The sequence below is a fragment of the Fructilactobacillus sp. X2R1C1 genome, assembly GCF_059901435.1.
Genome location: NZ_JBWXUV010000002.1, coordinates 195,319 through 209,695 on the forward strand (window position 1 = coordinate 195,319; position 14,377 = coordinate 209,695).

12 protein-coding genes and 1 pseudogene are annotated in these 14,377 nt (G+C 35.6%); 10 read left to right on the forward strand and 3 right to left on the reverse strand.

The features are described 5' to 3' along the window. Positions 1-17 precede the first annotated feature (17 nt). Positions 18-902 (forward strand): aldose 1-epimerase family protein, encoded by an 885-nt coding sequence (locus tag AC6UDG_RS03940; RefSeq protein ID WP_500706483.1) that lies wholly within the window; start codon positions 18-20, stop codon positions 900-902. 40 nt (positions 903-942) lie between these two features. Here the strand turns inward: AC6UDG_RS03940 and plsY are convergent, their stop codons facing one another. Next, complete coding sequence (gene plsY / locus AC6UDG_RS03945; RefSeq protein WP_500693763.1) at positions 943-1,590, reverse strand: glycerol-3-phosphate 1-O-acyltransferase PlsY; 648 nt, start codon at positions 1,588-1,590, stop codon at positions 943-945. A gap of 172 nt (positions 1,591-1,762) precedes the next feature. Here plsY and parE point away from each other — a divergent pair, with 172 nt between their 5' ends. The 9 genes and pseudogenes from parE to AC6UDG_RS03990 form a co-directional block, all read left to right on the forward strand. Further along, a complete protein-coding gene (gene parE, locus AC6UDG_RS03950; RefSeq protein WP_500706485.1) occupies positions 1,763-3,724 on the forward strand; it encodes a DNA topoisomerase IV subunit B in 1,962 nt (653 codons plus the stop codon). Positions 3,725-3,739: 15 nt separating this feature from the next. Next, positions 3,740-6,202 (forward strand): DNA topoisomerase IV subunit A, encoded by a 2,463-nt coding sequence (parC, locus tag AC6UDG_RS03955; RefSeq protein WP_500706487.1) that lies wholly within the window; start codon positions 3,740-3,742, stop codon positions 6,200-6,202. 65 nt (positions 6,203-6,267) lie between these two features. Further along, positions 6,268-7,299 (forward strand): LysR family transcriptional regulator, encoded by a 1,032-nt coding sequence (locus AC6UDG_RS03960; RefSeq protein ID WP_500693760.1) that lies wholly within the window; start codon positions 6,268-6,270, stop codon positions 7,297-7,299. Next, positions 7,292-8,230 (forward strand): manganese-dependent inorganic pyrophosphatase, encoded by a 939-nt coding sequence (locus tag AC6UDG_RS03965; RefSeq protein WP_500693759.1) that lies wholly within the window; start codon positions 7,292-7,294, stop codon positions 8,228-8,230. The genes AC6UDG_RS03960 and AC6UDG_RS03965 overlap by 8 nt, the downstream gene beginning before the upstream one ends. A 108-nt stretch (positions 8,231-8,338) precedes the next feature. Next, positions 8,339-8,776 (forward strand): peptide-methionine (R)-S-oxide reductase MsrB, encoded by a 438-nt coding sequence (gene msrB / locus AC6UDG_RS03970; RefSeq protein ID WP_500706489.1) that lies wholly within the window; start codon positions 8,339-8,341, stop codon positions 8,774-8,776. A gap of 30 nt (positions 8,777-8,806) precedes the next feature. Continuing rightward, the gene (gene msrA / locus AC6UDG_RS03975) at positions 8,807-9,334 is read left to right on the forward strand and encodes a peptide-methionine (S)-S-oxide reductase MsrA (protein ID WP_500696684.1); all 528 of its coding nucleotides are present in this window, start codon (positions 8,807-8,809) and stop codon (positions 9,332-9,334) included. A gap of 140 nt (positions 9,335-9,474) precedes the next feature. Beyond that, positions 9,475-10,428 carry a Dyp-type peroxidase gene (locus AC6UDG_RS03980; protein WP_500706491.1) on the forward strand — a complete coding sequence of 318 codons (954 nt, stop codon included), beginning with the start codon at positions 9,475-9,477 and terminating at the stop codon, positions 10,426-10,428. 403 nt (positions 10,429-10,831) lie between these two features. After that, a complete protein-coding gene (gene solA / locus AC6UDG_RS03985) occupies positions 10,832-11,965 on the forward strand; it encodes an N-methyl-L-tryptophan oxidase (protein WP_500706493.1) in 1,134 nt (377 codons plus the stop codon). Between the two features lie 149 nt (positions 11,966-12,114). Next, a pseudogene (locus AC6UDG_RS03990) lies at positions 12,115-12,657 on the forward strand (HAD family hydrolase); the annotation flags it as partial. Between the two features lie 308 nt (positions 12,658-12,965). Here the strand turns inward: AC6UDG_RS03990 and AC6UDG_RS03995 are convergent. Beyond that, positions 12,966-13,829, reverse strand: a complete 864-nt coding sequence (locus tag AC6UDG_RS03995) for a DegV family protein (protein ID WP_500706656.1) — start codon at positions 13,827-13,829, stop codon at positions 12,966-12,968. A 14-nt stretch (positions 13,830-13,843) separates the two neighbouring features. Beyond that, positions 13,844-14,263, reverse strand: coding sequence for a MarR family winged helix-turn-helix transcriptional regulator (locus AC6UDG_RS04000; protein ID WP_500693752.1), 420 nt, complete (start codon positions 14,261-14,263; stop codon positions 13,844-13,846). Between the last annotated feature and the right edge of the window lie 114 nt (positions 14,264-14,377).

Here is a 14,377-nt window from a genome sequence, read left to right on the forward strand (position 1 = left end):
GAAAGGGAGGGATTAAATTGCCAGTTACACTAAAAAATGATTACTTAACGGTTCGAATTAATCAAAAAGGTGCTGAGATTGTTTCGGTTAAGGATCAAAGCGGTACTGAATATATTTGGGGTGCTAATAAAAAGTACTGGAAGCGTCATGCACCGATCTTGTTTCCAATCGTTGGTCGACTTCAAGATGATGATTATATTTACGATGGAAACAGTTATCATATGTATCAGCATGGTTTTGCTAGAGATAGTGAGTTTGAGATCGAATCTCACAACCAAACCGAAGTCAATTTTATGTTGCATTCGAGTGCGGCTACTAGAAAGATTTATCCCTTTAACTTTAATTTATCTATTCACTATGAGCTAGATGAACACACCATTGCGGTTGAAATGGTAGTAGAAAATATCAATCCAGATCCAATGTATTTCTCATTAGGAGCTCATCCAGGATTCAACGTCCCATTGTTTCCTAAGAAAGAAACATTTGATGATTATTCGGTCTCGATTGCTCCAAAGCATGACTATAAAACTGTTAGAATTGATCAGAATGGATACAGTAATATTAAACATCCAATTGAAAAAACGCTGAACAATCCACTACAGTTAAATCGTGACCTATTTATTCATGATGCAAAGGTGCTTGATGTATCTGATAATGAGCAAACTACCGTTATGCTCCAATCAGATGTCACCGAGCATGGAGTCGCTTTGACTGCTTACGACTGTAAGTACATTGGTATCTGGTCAACTTATCCTAAAAATGCTCCCTTTGTGTGTTTAGAACCATGGTGGGGAATTGCTGATGAGGAAGGCAGTACTGGATTTTTAAAAGATAAGGCCGATATAAGTAAACTTGACCCGAACGAAAGCTTAAATGCTGATTTTGATATTACTTTCTTCTAAATAAGATTAAATTAAATAAGGGACACTCGTTGAGTGCCCCTTATTTATGCTGTTTTTTTGAAGGAATGGATTTCTTTACGTATTTTAAGTACCAGTAATAAAGACCAAACGGAACGAGATTTTCATCTCCATGAATAATCTTAATGATGTTGTTACGGTGGCGATAGAAAGTAAAGATTGTTAAACAAATTGCTAGAATTGTCAGTGCTGGATCGTTTTCAAATAATGATGCAATAACAATAATGGTAAAGCCTAGCATACTAGCAAGACTTACCATACTAGTAACAAAGATACAGATAATCCAAGTTCCGGCCGCAATGCAGAAAAAGACGAAGTTATATGCCCAAAGCATCCCGGCACTAGTTGCAACTGCTTTACCACCACGAAAATGATCAAAAATTGAATAAGTATGGCCTAAGATCGCTGCCAGTCCAAAAATGAGTGGGTACCATGAATGGATTCCAAACTGCATTGGTAACCAAGTAGCAATGGCGCCCTTAGCAATATCAAGAATCATCACAATGGTTCCTGCAAACCATCCTAGTACCCGATAAGTGTTGGTAGCGCCAATATTTTTGGAGCCATGTCGTCTAATGTCGATATGAAAAAATACTTTGCCAATCCAAATTCCGTTGGGAATTGATCCCAATAAATAAGCAAAGATTAGGAGAATAATAAATTTAACCATATCTTCCTCCGTATTATTAATGTAATATATAAGTCCCAAAAGTTTATTCTATCATTAAAAAGATGATTTTAAAATTTAGTTTGGAAAAATGAGCTAACTTTAAAACGTCTTTGCAATCAAGTTTAAATAGGTTATTATTAAAAACGATGACTAAAAGAAGGAGTCTTTCCTAATGACACAGGCAAAAAAGCAAGAGTATGATGACTCTTCAATTCAAGTTTTACATGGTTTAGAAGCAGTTCGAAAACGACCTGGTATGTACATAGGTTCTACTGATTCAAAGGGATTGCACCATTTAGTTTACGAAATTGTTGACAATGCAGTCGATGAAGCATTAGCTGGCTATGGTGATGAAATCAACGTTACCATTCACGAAGATGATAGTATCACAGTGGTTGATCATGGGCGTGGTATGCCAACTGGAATGCATTCTTCTGGAAAACCAACTCCTGAAGTAATTTTAACGGTTCTTCATGCTGGTGGGAAATTTGGCCAAGGAGGATATAAAACTTCTGGGGGATTGCACGGAGTTGGGTCAAGTGTTGTTAATGCACTTTCAACTCATTTAACGGTTCAAATTGTCCGTAATGGTACTCTTTATCAAGAAGATTTTAAAAATGGTGGGCATCCTGTTGGAACCCTAAAAAAAATTGGAAAAACCAATAAACATACTGGAACGACTGTCACATTTAAACCTGATCCGGACATCTTTACTACTACAACTTATAATTATGATATCTTGGCAGAACGGCTTCGTGAGTCTGCCTTTTTGCTGAAGGGCGTTAAAATAACGCTTAAAGATGAAAGACCCGGAAAGATTCGTGAAGATGAATTTCAGTTCAAAGATGGGATTAAGGAATTTGTTGACTATCTGAACGAAGGCAAAAGTACCCTTGGAAAAGTTATGTATTTCGATGGTAAAAAAGATGGCATCGAAGTTGAAGTTGCTGCTCAATACAATGACGGCTATACCGAAAATATGCTTTCATTTGTTAACAATGTGAGAACTAAGGACGGTGGGAGTCATGAAGCCGGCTTTAGGAGTGCATGGACCAAGTCCTTCAATGAATACGCTAGAAAAGTTGATTTATTAAAAGATAAAGACAAGAACCTGGAGGGAAACGATGTTCGTGAGGGGTTAACTGCTGTCGTAGCGTTAAAAGTACCTGAAGAACTGCTCCAATTTGAGGGTCAAACTAAAGAAAAGTTGGGAACCCCGATTGCAAGGTCAGTTGTTGATAGTGTTGTTTCAGAACAATTACTTTATTACCTCATGGAAAATAGTGACTTTGCTAAAACTTTGATTAAAAAGGCCACCAATGCGCGCACAGCGCGTGAGGCTGCTAAAAAGGCTCGGGAAGAAAGTCGACACGGTAAAAAGAAAAAGAAACGAGAACGACTCCTTTCTGGGAAACTGACCCCAGCTCAGTCAAAAGATACGAATGAAAACGAATTATTTCTAGTTGAAGGAGATTCGGCCGGAGGCTCCGCTAAGCAAGGACGAGATCGAAAGCATCAAGCAATTTTACCGTTACGTGGGAAGGTTCTAAACACTGAACGTGCTAAACTTCCCGATATTATGAAAAATGAGGAAATTAGTACGATTATCTACACAGTAGGAGCTGGTGTAGGAACTGATTTTAAGATCGAGGAATCAAATTATGACAAAATTATTATCATGACAGATGCGGACGATGATGGTGCCCACATTCAGATCCTCCTTTTAACTTTCTTCTATAAATACATGCGGCCAATGATTGAAGCAGGTAAGGTATATATTGCATTACCGCCACTTTATAAATTGCAACATGGTAAGGGGAAGAGATCCAAAGTAGAATATGCTTGGACCAATGAAGAACGTGATCAAGACATTAAAGATTTTAAATCAGGATATTCGTTACAGCGTTTCAAAGGTTTGGGCGAGATGAACGCGGATCAATTATGGGAAACTACGATGGATCCTGCCAAAAGGACTTTAATTCGAGTTCGAATCGATGATGCAGCTGATGCAGAACGACAAGTATCAACTTTAATGGGTAATAAAGTAGAACCACGTCGAAAATGGATTGAAAATAACGTTCAATTTAATCTCGAAGAAGACGGAAGTATTTTAGATAATACTGAGAAAAATTAGCTTGGAGGTGATGAAATGGCACATAGATCTAAAATTAAAGATTTAACTCTTTCAGAAGTTATGGACGAACGGTTTAGTCGTTATTCTAAATCAATTATTCAAGAGAGAGCATTGCCAGACGTCCGTGATGGACTTAAACCCGTTCAAAGACGGATTTTGTATGCCATGAATAAGGATGGCAATACTTCTTCTAAAGGATTTAGAAAAGCAGCTAAATCAGTTGGTAACGTCATGGGTAATTTTCATCCTCATGGCGATAGTTCAATCTATGAAGCTATGGTTCGTATGAGTCAAGACTGGAAACTACGGGAACCGTTGATTGAGATGCACGGAAACAATGGTTCAATGGATGGTGACCCTCCAGCAGCCATGCGTTACACAGAAGCTCGCTTAAGTAAAATATCAGATGAAATGTTGCGGGATATCGATAAAGATACCGTTGATTGGGTTTTAAACTTTGATGATACGGAGTATGAACCTGTCGTTCTTCCTTCTAGATTTCCTAACTTACTAGTAAATGGTGCTACTGGAATTTCAGCGGGATATGCCACTGAAATTCCACCACACAATCTCGGTGAAGTAATTGATGCATTAATTTATCTACAAAAGCATCCAAATGCCACACTTGATAGTCTAATGAAGTACGTTAAAGGACCAGACTTTCCAACCGGCGGAATCATTCAGGGACTTGACGGAATTAAACAGGCCTACGAAACTGGTAAGGGACGCATCATGATCCGTTCTAAAACTTCAATCGAAGCATTACGTGGAAATAAACAGATGATCAAGATAACCGAAATTCCTTATGAAGTTAACAAAGCCCAGTTAGTTAAACAAATTGATGAGGTTAGAATTAACAAAAAAATCGATGGAATTGCCGAAGTAAGAGACGAATCAGATCGTGAAGGATTAACGATTGCAATTGAATTGAAACGGGACGTTGATAGTACTAGTATCTTAAATTACTTGTTCAAAAATACTGACCTGCAAATTTCGTATAACTTTAATGTCGTTGCTATTAGCAATATGGCACCAAAAAGGCTTTCTCTAAAAGAAATCTTAGTTGCTTACTTGGATTATCAACGCGATGTTATATCTAAAAGAACTAAATTTAATTTAGATAAAGCCAATGCACGACAACACATTGTCTTGGGTTTGATTAAGGCACTATCAATTTTGGACCAAGTGATTAAAACCATTCGTGCTAGTAAAGATAAACAAGATGCGCGAAATAATTTAATTTCTGAATACGACTTTTCCGAAAAACAAGCGGATGCGATTGTTGCCTTACAATTGTATCGTCTAACTAATACAGATGTTACTGAATTAAAAAAAGAAAACGCTGATTTGGCAGCTAAAATTGCTGAATATGAGACTATTTTAGCAAGTCCAGATGAACTTGACTCTGTTTTAAGAAGCGAACTTAGAGATATTGCAAAACGTTACCGTAATCCACGTCGTACTAAAATTGAAGACAAAATTCAAAATCTGGAAGTTAGTGAGGAAGTTACGCTTCCGGACGAAAATGTAATGGTAATGGTAAGTAATGATGGTTATCTAAAACGCAGTAGTCTTCGCTCATTTAATGCGTCTGAGATCACTGATAACGGCTTAAAAGACGATGACCATGCCGTTTACCTAAATGAATTAAACACTCGTGATTCGCTGTTTATGTTCACTGACAAGGGTAATATGATTTATCGCCGTGTTTATGAAGTCGAAGACGTTAAGTGGAAAGACACGGGAGAACATATCTCAAGAATGAATGGGCTTGATGCCAATGAGAAAATCATTGCTGTTTATGACTTTTCTGATCTAAGTAAACAAGATGGTGAATTTGTAATTACAACTAGTGCTGGCCATATTAAGCGCACTGAATTTAGTAAATTACTTCCCAGTCGTACCTATAAAAGTCGCGCTGCAATGTATGAAAAATTGAAGGGACCGCTATCAAAAGTAGTCAATGTCTCATACAATCGGGTTGAAGATCCTGGTAGTGTCTTATTGATGACAGAAAAGGGAATGGCACTTAGATACGACTTACAGGAAGTTTCATTGAATGGTCCGAGGACTACAGGAGTGAAGGCAATTAGTTTGGCTGATGATGATCACGTCATTAACATGCAATTTGTAAATGATGAGTCTGAAATTGGAGTTGTTTTCCAAAATGGGAACTTTAAAAAGATGAGAGTAAGCGACATTCCAGTGACTAGCCGCGCACGAAAAGGAATTAAAGTCTTAAAGGAATTTAAAACCAAAAGTAATCTGTTAGCTGATTTTATCAAAATTGATTCTAGTGATGAAACGCTTAAAATTTATACTGATCACGCGACTTCACACGAAGTGGTCTTGGGTGACTACGGAACATCTGGTCGTTTGTCAAATGGATCGTCCGTAATGAATACGAAGATGATTGGAACTCCAATTTTGATTGCTCATGACACTTTAAAACAATCTCAAGTTGATAATTTGCTATAGTAAATATAGTGATTTCGTGATAATATACACAATATAATAATAAATGTTAGTGCGAGGTATTAGTTTTGAGAGAATCTAAGAGGGAATCATTATTTTCATCCAAGGCTTTGGTATATTTCTTACAATTATCTGAATCGCTGAACTATACAAAAGCTGCTGGTATTTTAGGAATTACACAGCCTGCACTATCCCAACAAATTAAAAAATTAGAAAATAAGCTCCATGCTAACTTATTTTATTCTGTTGGTAAACAAATTCATTTAACTGATGCGGGTTATACTTTAAAAAATGCTACCGAGGAAGTATATGGAATCCTTGATAATGCTACTGATGAAATTGAATCATATTCAAGCTCAATCCGTGGAACAATTAAGGTTGGAATTCTTTCTGCAATTGAAGATGAAATATTTGAAAATTTTGCCCTATATTTCTATGAAAAGAATCCAGATTTGCGAATTGAAATGTACATGTTGACTCAACAAACATTAATCTCTGATCTTGAAAGTGGAAGAATTGATTTAGCCATTATGTACCTACCAAACGAGAAATTGCATAATTGGAAGGGAATGGCCATTAAACCGATTACTCACGATACTTTGTGCTATGTTCATCATGATAAAAGTAAAATTGGAAGTAAAATCAATCTTAAAAAAGTTGTTGGGCCAATGGTAGGCTTTCCCAATGGTTATTACTTTAATCAATTTTTAAAGAATATTTACAGCGCCAAGCGCTATGAAATGCCAAAAATGGAAGTATGTTTTACAAGACCAGTGCAAATCATAGAATTTGCTTTATCATCTGGGTTAAATACCATTCTACCGAAGACCTTTATGATGACACGTGATCGAACTAAAATGGCTCGAAAGAATACTTATTATACTGATATTATTCCTGATTTTTCTCTTCAAGCCGTTGCCGTCTATCGTGATACTAAAGATGGTATTCCGCGGTTAAATAAATTATTTGACGAATTTAGTGGTTTTGTAGGAGAATATGAGCAGGCTAAAGATGTATACTTAAGTAGTATTAATATAGAAGTTAGAGATCGTCAGAGACTCTTGGAAATATGGAAAAAGAGGAGAGAGAATCATGAGTAAAGAACTAGTTTTTGGACATAAAGTACCGGATACGGATGCAATTGTGGCTGCAATGGCACTCGCATATTTGAAGAAACAAGACGGGTATGATGTAGAAGCAGTCGCTTTAGGCAATCCCAATGCTGAAACTAAGTATGTGCTTGATTACTTTGATACTAAGGCACCACGTGTGATTGAACGTGCAAAACCTGAAGTTGATAAAGTAATGCTAGTCGACCACAACGAACCTCAACAAAGTGTAAGTGATATTGATCAATTAACCGTAACTGATGTTGTTGATCATCACCGAATTAATGGATTTAACACTGCTGCACCTTTGTATTATCGTGCTGCACCTTATGGATGCTGCAGTACAATTATTACTAAGATGTTTTCAGAAGAGGGTATTAAAATTCCCAAGAAATTAGCCGGTTTAATGTTGTCAGCTATTATCTCTGACACTTTATTGTTAAAATCACCGACTACTACTGATTTTGATCGCGATGCACTCAAAGCTTTAGCGGACATTGCCGGAATCGATGATTACGAAGATTATGGCGTTAAAATGCTTAAGGCCGGGACTAACGTTGACGCAAAAACTGATCAACAGCTTATTGACGGAGATGCTAAGTCATTTACGTTAGGTGGTAAGAATGTCAGGATCGACCAAATTAACGTTGTCGATTTAGACGATATTACCAAACGTGCTGATGATATTAAGAAAGCTATGAAGGCCGAATCTAAGGATAAGGGCTATGATTTATTCTTAGTGCTTGTAACCAATATTCTTGATAGTAATTCAGAATTAATTGTAGTTGGGAAACCAAAGAGCGTGGTCGAACAAGCTTTTGATAACAAATTCAATGATGATGACATTATGAATTTGCCTGGAGTCGTTTCTAGAAAAAAGCAAGTTGTTCCCCCATTAACTGATGCATTAGAAAAAGAATAGTTATAAAAAATCCACTTAATTGTGGATTTTTTGGTTTAAAACAAATTGTTTGCTATTTAATTGGATAAGATATAAATTAAATATAGAAACAAATAGGAGGTTTATATTATGGCTGAAAATAATAAAGATGATTTGAGAAACCGCTTAACACCTGAGCAATACAACGTAACTCAAAATGCTGGAACTGAACCTGCATTTACTGGCAAATATGATGATTTTTATAAAAAAGGAATCTATGTTGATGTTGTAAATGGTAAGCCATTATTTAGTTCTGCTGATAAGTATGACGCTGGTTGTGGCTGGCCATCATTTACTAAACCAATTAGTGAAGACGAATTAAAGAATGATACTGATACTTCTTTTGGTATGATTAGACAAGAAGTTCGTGGTGCAGACTCTAAGTCCCATCTAGGACACGTCTTTCCAGATGGACCGCAAGACAAGGGTGGTTTACGTTACTGTATTAACTCTGCCGCTCTTAAGTTCATCCCTTATGATAAGATGGACGAAGAAGGGTATGGCAAATACAAAAAGTTTGTTAAATAATACAAATAACTGAAATAGAGGTCTTTATTAATGAGTGATAAAAAAGAAACAGCAATTTTTGCCGGTGGTTGTTTCTGGTGCATGGTCCAACCATTTGATCAGATGCCAGGAATTATTTCCGTTGTATCTGGATACACAGGTGGTCATGTCCCAAATCCAACTTATGAGCAAGTTGCTTCAGGTACTACCGGTCACACAGAAGCAGTTAAAATTACCTTTGATCCGAGCATCATTTCATATAAAAAATTAGTTGAAATCTATTGGCATCAAACTGACCCAACCGACGCAATGGGGCAATTCCAAGATCGTGGTGATTCTTATCGTCCCGTAATTTACGTGAATAGTCCCGAACAACGTAAAATTGCTGAAGAATCTAAGAAAGAATTAGAAAATAGTGGCGAGTTTGATGAACCAATTGTAACGAAAATTGAAGACGCTCAACCGTTTTATCCAGCTGAGGATTACCATCAAGACTTCTACAAGAAGAATCCACTTCGATACGCCATCGAAGAAAGTGGCGGACGAAAAAAATTCATTGATGATCATTGGAAGAAGTAAATAAGTTAACAAAAAGAATGTCAATTTGACATTCTTTTTTAATGACTAGTTATATGTAGTAAAATAAAAGTGGTATGAGATTAGTAATAAAGTGATTCTAATCTCATACTAATACTTAGTATATTCTGGGAGGTATTATAATGACTGAAGAAAAGATAAGACCAAATAAATCGCAAGACGTTTGGAAAGATACCGGTGAAAACGTTGAATTTGCCACTTTAGAGCTAACTAGAAAAGATCAAAAGGCGGCTCAAGAAGGAATCCAAGATTTTGCTGATCGTTCACAATCTATTATTAGATCAATGAGAATTAGAGAACCTGAAGCAAACCTTAGAGTTGCCATTGGTTTTAGTAGTAAAGCTTGGGATTACTTGTTTCCGAAGGCTAATAAACCTAAAGAATTAGAGGACTTTACAGGCGTTAATGGTCCAAACTATTCGATGCCATCATCTGAGGGAGATATCTTTCTTCATATTCGTGCTAATACTGAAGCCGTTGTATACGAAGTTACTACACAATTCATGCTCTTTTTAAGAGATTTTACTAAAGTAGTGAACGAAACTCATGGTTTTAGATATTTAGAGGGAAGAGCTATCATTGGTTTCATTGATGGGACTGAAGTTCCACAAGTTGAAGATGTTGCTCCATACGCGCTTATTGGTGATGAAGATCCCGAATTTATCAATGGTTCATATGCTTTTGCACAAAAATGGCATCATAACATGGACTATTGGAATCACCTAGATACTACTACTCAAGATAAAGCCATTGGAAGAGAGAAATTTTCTGACTTAGAATTACCTGATGAAGAAAAATTTAAAAATGCCCATAATGTAACTTCAAACACATCCGTTGACGGAGTTGAACAAAAAATTGTCAGGATGAATGTTCCTTATTCTGATCCTGCTAACAATGATACAGGAACTTACTTTATTGCGTATTCACGATACTGGCACGTTATTAAGGGCATGCTTCAACAGATGGTTGATGAAGATGATTTCTTGTTAACGTTCTCAACCTTATTAACTGGTCAAACGTTTTTCATCCCTTCAAGACCAATGCTTGAAAAAATTGCTGATGGGGATTTGAATTAGTCATCAGTAAATTTTTAAAAATTATTGATTAATTATCATTGACAAAAACGTTGGTTAAGCATAATGTATTGTCTAAAGAAAATGCTAAGAAAAGATGAGTACTGAACCAACCATGATACAGAAAGCAAGCGACGCTGAGATGTTTGCATATTGGCATTTAGGAAAATGGTCTTGGAGCATATATAGACAAGTTATTTACAAGTCATATTTGGATGGCGTCCATTAGAGCGCTATACACTGCTTAATTTATTCTAGATATAATTAGCAATGTTACTGAGGATTGGCAGAAAACTGACAATCAAGGCTCGGTGGTACCGCGTTTATTCGTCCAAGCTCTTGAAACTTTTGTTTCAAGAGCTTTTTTGTATTTTCTTTTAATATAATAAAACAACGGAGGCATAATATGTCTGATAATATTTTTGATTTAGCAATCATTGGAACAGGATCAGTTGGTTCGGCGGCAGGATATTACGCCAGTCAAAATAATAGCAATATTTTAGAGCTAGATATTGCTAAACCTCCACATACACTAGGATCACATCACGGGCAGACTAGAATTATCCGGCATGCCTATGGTGAGGGAGAGAAGTATATCCCGCTACTACTAGAAGCTCAAAGATTATGGGATAAACTCCAGAAACAGACGGGCAAACGTCTTTTCCATAAAACTGGCGTTCTGACCGTTGGGCCAAAAGATTCAGCATTTTTAAATAATATCAAAGCGTCTGCCAATGACTACGATATTGATATTGTTCCTTATACTTCAACTGAAATTCACGATCAATGGCATAACTGGAATTTTAACGATCAATACGAAGGGATTTTAGAGCCAGGTGCAGGGTATTTAGAATCAGAGGAAATTATTAAAACATATATTGAAGGTGCTAAAAATAATGGCGTTACCCAAAGCTTTGATAGTTTTGTTAGAAAGATTGATCAGCAAGACAATGGAATTGTTGAGATTAAAACACAAGATCATACTTTTTATGCCAAAAATGTCATTTTATCAGCAGGAACCTGGGTCAAACAACTATTGCCAAATTTACCAATCACGCCAACAAGAAAGGTATTTGCATGGTTTAACGTCGCCGATAACGGTTTAAATGAAAATGAAGGGTTCCCAGCTTTTACGGTAGAACTTGCAAATGCTATTCAGTATTACGGTTTCCCAGGAAGTAATGGCACCATTAAAATTGGACGTCACCAGGGTGGTCAAAAGATTAAAAATAGAAAAGAAAGGGGCAATTTTGGCGATTATTCTGAAGATTTAGATGAAATCGATCCATTACTAAAGCATCATTTGACAGGGACTGATGGTATTGACCATGGTGGTACATGTTCGTATGATCTTTCTCCTGACGGTGATTTTATTATTGACCGGATTCCATCCATGAATAAGATTCAAATTGTAACTGGATTAAGTGGACACGGATTCAAATTTTCCAGTGTACTTGGTAAACTATTAAGTGATCAAGCTCTTGGAAAATCAAATCCTTATAACTTAGAACCATTTAGATTAGACCGTTTTAACCACTGAAAATAATCAAAAATTTAATCGATGAAATAACAACAAATGCTGTTGTTATTTTTTTTGAAAGCAAGCCAATAATGAAGGTTATTTAAAAGCACTCATTATTAGCGTATCATTGAGTATAGAAACTATTTAAATAAGACTTTGATGTTGACCGAACGTTGAGCTTTAATGGTGTTGAAATAAATTCAGAAATTGTAAATGCAATTAAACAACTAGCAAAACGTAATGAAATTATCTTTGATTCAACCAGGCCAATCAGATATCTAATTTCAAGCGTACCAACATTTAAAAATAAGACATTAATAGGTGCAAACGGGGCGCTTGTATCAAGAAATGGTCATACTTATTCAATAAAACCCATTAGTAATTGTGATATACAATTGACTAAAAATATCATTAAAAAATACGATTTAAATTACATAATTGATGATAATTGGAATTACAGTGATAAAGTAAGCGCTTTAAATCCAATATTTAAGCAACTAGACTCAAATCAATTAGCTGAAAATGTAGCTATCTCATCAATCAAAAAAGCCGTTAAAATCATCTTATTGGACATAAATAGTGACTTAATTGATAAAATACAGTATTCATTAAACAAAATACGTCATTTTGGCGAAAAGAATATTGACCTGACAGCTCAAAATATTAACAAATTCAGTACATTAAGAATTATAACCGATAGCAACTATTAGAAACTAGATTGCGTTTGGAAACGATAGTAACGATCAAGAATTACTCGCGAAAACTTTTAAAAGTAGATGAATCTACAGTCAGATCAAATTATTGTGAATCCAAATGATGAAGTTGCAAAATCAATTCAAAGTTATACAAATGATGATAATCTAAAATGAGTATGAATTGGTCTTTTCTTAAAATTAAGTCTACTTCGTATAATATATATTATGTAAACTAGAAAAAGAATAAATAATTAAGTGGTTCCCTCTATAAATATATATTAAAAAGAACACCATTTTTGGTGTTCTTTAATTTCCAACTTATTTTATCTATTAATATCTTTGATCCATCCTAATGCAAGAGCTCCGCTACCTAAATGGGTTCCAATTGCTGGTCCGAATGATCCGCGGGTAACTTTCATATTTGGATATTTTTCTTGAATGGATTTCTGCCAAATATCAGCTTCTTTGGGGTTATTGGCATCAATTACAGCAACTTCAATTGGATAATTGGCTTTTGATACTGCTTGAGAAAATAAATCTTCAACACGTTTAAGTGCCTTTTTCTTAGAACGAACTTTATCAAATGCTACGATCTCATCAGTTTGGTTATCAAAAGTTAAAATGGGCTTTATGTTTAATAGTCCACCTACAAATGCTGTTGCATTTGATAAACGCCCGCCCTTCACTAGGTTATCTAAATCATCGACAACAATTAACTCATCAATGGTTGACCGAAGAAGTTTAAGTTTTTGAATAATTTCTTCTGGAGGAACATTATTTTGTGCTAAATTAGCTGCATATTTCACTAAAGCAGCCATTGGATCAACAGTAATTCCAGAATTAAAAGGATAAATTTTGATGTTATCCATCATTTTGGCTACATTACAAACTGCTTGATACATGCCAGAAATGGTTGAAGCTAAATGAATACTAATCACTGCATCATAACCATCGTCAGCTAATTTATTATATTCTTCAATTAGTGCTCCAATTGGCGGCTGTGAAGTCGTCGGTAATTTGGGTGACTCTTTAAGCTTTTGGTAGAATTCCTTATTTGTAATGTCAATTCCTTCGCGGTAACTTTTACCGTTGAAGATTACGGAGATTGGAATAATATGAACATTATATTTTTTGATATCTTCCTTAGATAAATACGATGTACTATCAGTAACAATCGCTGTCTTCATTTCTTTCACCTAACCTATTTACGGATTTTCTTCATACTTGTTTCTAATCGATTGAGGAGAATCTTTAAAAGATTCTTTTCTTCATCAGTCCACTGATTAAAAATTTGTGTGGAAAGATCTTCGTAGTCATTACTAATTTGATGACATGCCTTCTTACCCTTATCAGTAATACTGTATATTAACTGGCGTTTATCCTGCCCAATGGCTTTCTTTTGAATCATTTCTTTTACAACTAATCGTTTCAATTGTCGCGATAAAGTTGATGTATCTAATTTCATTGACTTAGAAAGCGATTCTTGGGTCGTATAGCCATCATCAATGGCAATTAACAATTGCCATTCTGAAATAGTAAGATTTGATTTTTTGGTAAGAGCTTGGAGCTGTTGTTGATGCATTTTTCCAACAACTCTAAGAGCAGTTAAACTATTTTTCATTGATATTCCTCCGTAAAATATTATACCATTAATTGCCTAATACAAGATTACGGATTTAATATTTATGTGCTACCACTCAACAATATAAGTTATACTGGACAATGAAGCCAAAAG

Coding starts and splice junctions, on each gene's coding strand:
- plsY (WP_500693763.1), bottom strand. CDS start 1,590: ATGGTTAAATTTATTATTCTCCTAATCTTTGCTTATTTATTGGGATCA.
- parE (WP_500706485.1), top strand. CDS start 1,763: ATGACACAGGCAAAAAAGCAAGAGTATGATGACTCTTCAATTCAAGTT.
- parC (WP_500706487.1), top strand. CDS start 3,740: ATGGCACATAGATCTAAAATTAAAGATTTAACTCTTTCAGAAGTTATG.
- AC6UDG_RS03965 (WP_500693759.1), top strand. CDS start 7,292: ATGAGTAAAGAACTAGTTTTTGGACATAAAGTACCGGATACGGATGCA.
- msrB (WP_500706489.1), top strand. CDS start 8,339: ATGGCTGAAAATAATAAAGATGATTTGAGAAACCGCTTAACACCTGAG.
- msrA (WP_500696684.1), top strand. CDS start 8,807: ATGAGTGATAAAAAAGAAACAGCAATTTTTGCCGGTGGTTGTTTCTGG.
- AC6UDG_RS03980 (WP_500706491.1), top strand. CDS start 9,475: ATGACTGAAGAAAAGATAAGACCAAATAAATCGCAAGACGTTTGGAAA.
- solA (WP_500706493.1), top strand. CDS start 10,832: ATGTCTGATAATATTTTTGATTTAGCAATCATTGGAACAGGATCAGTT.
- AC6UDG_RS03995 (WP_500706656.1), bottom strand. CDS start 13,829: ATGAAGACAGCGATTGTTACTGATAGTACATCGTATTTATCTAAGGAA.
- AC6UDG_RS04000 (WP_500693752.1), bottom strand. CDS start 14,263: ATGAAAAATAGTTTAACTGCTCTTAGAGTTGTTGGAAAAATGCATCAA.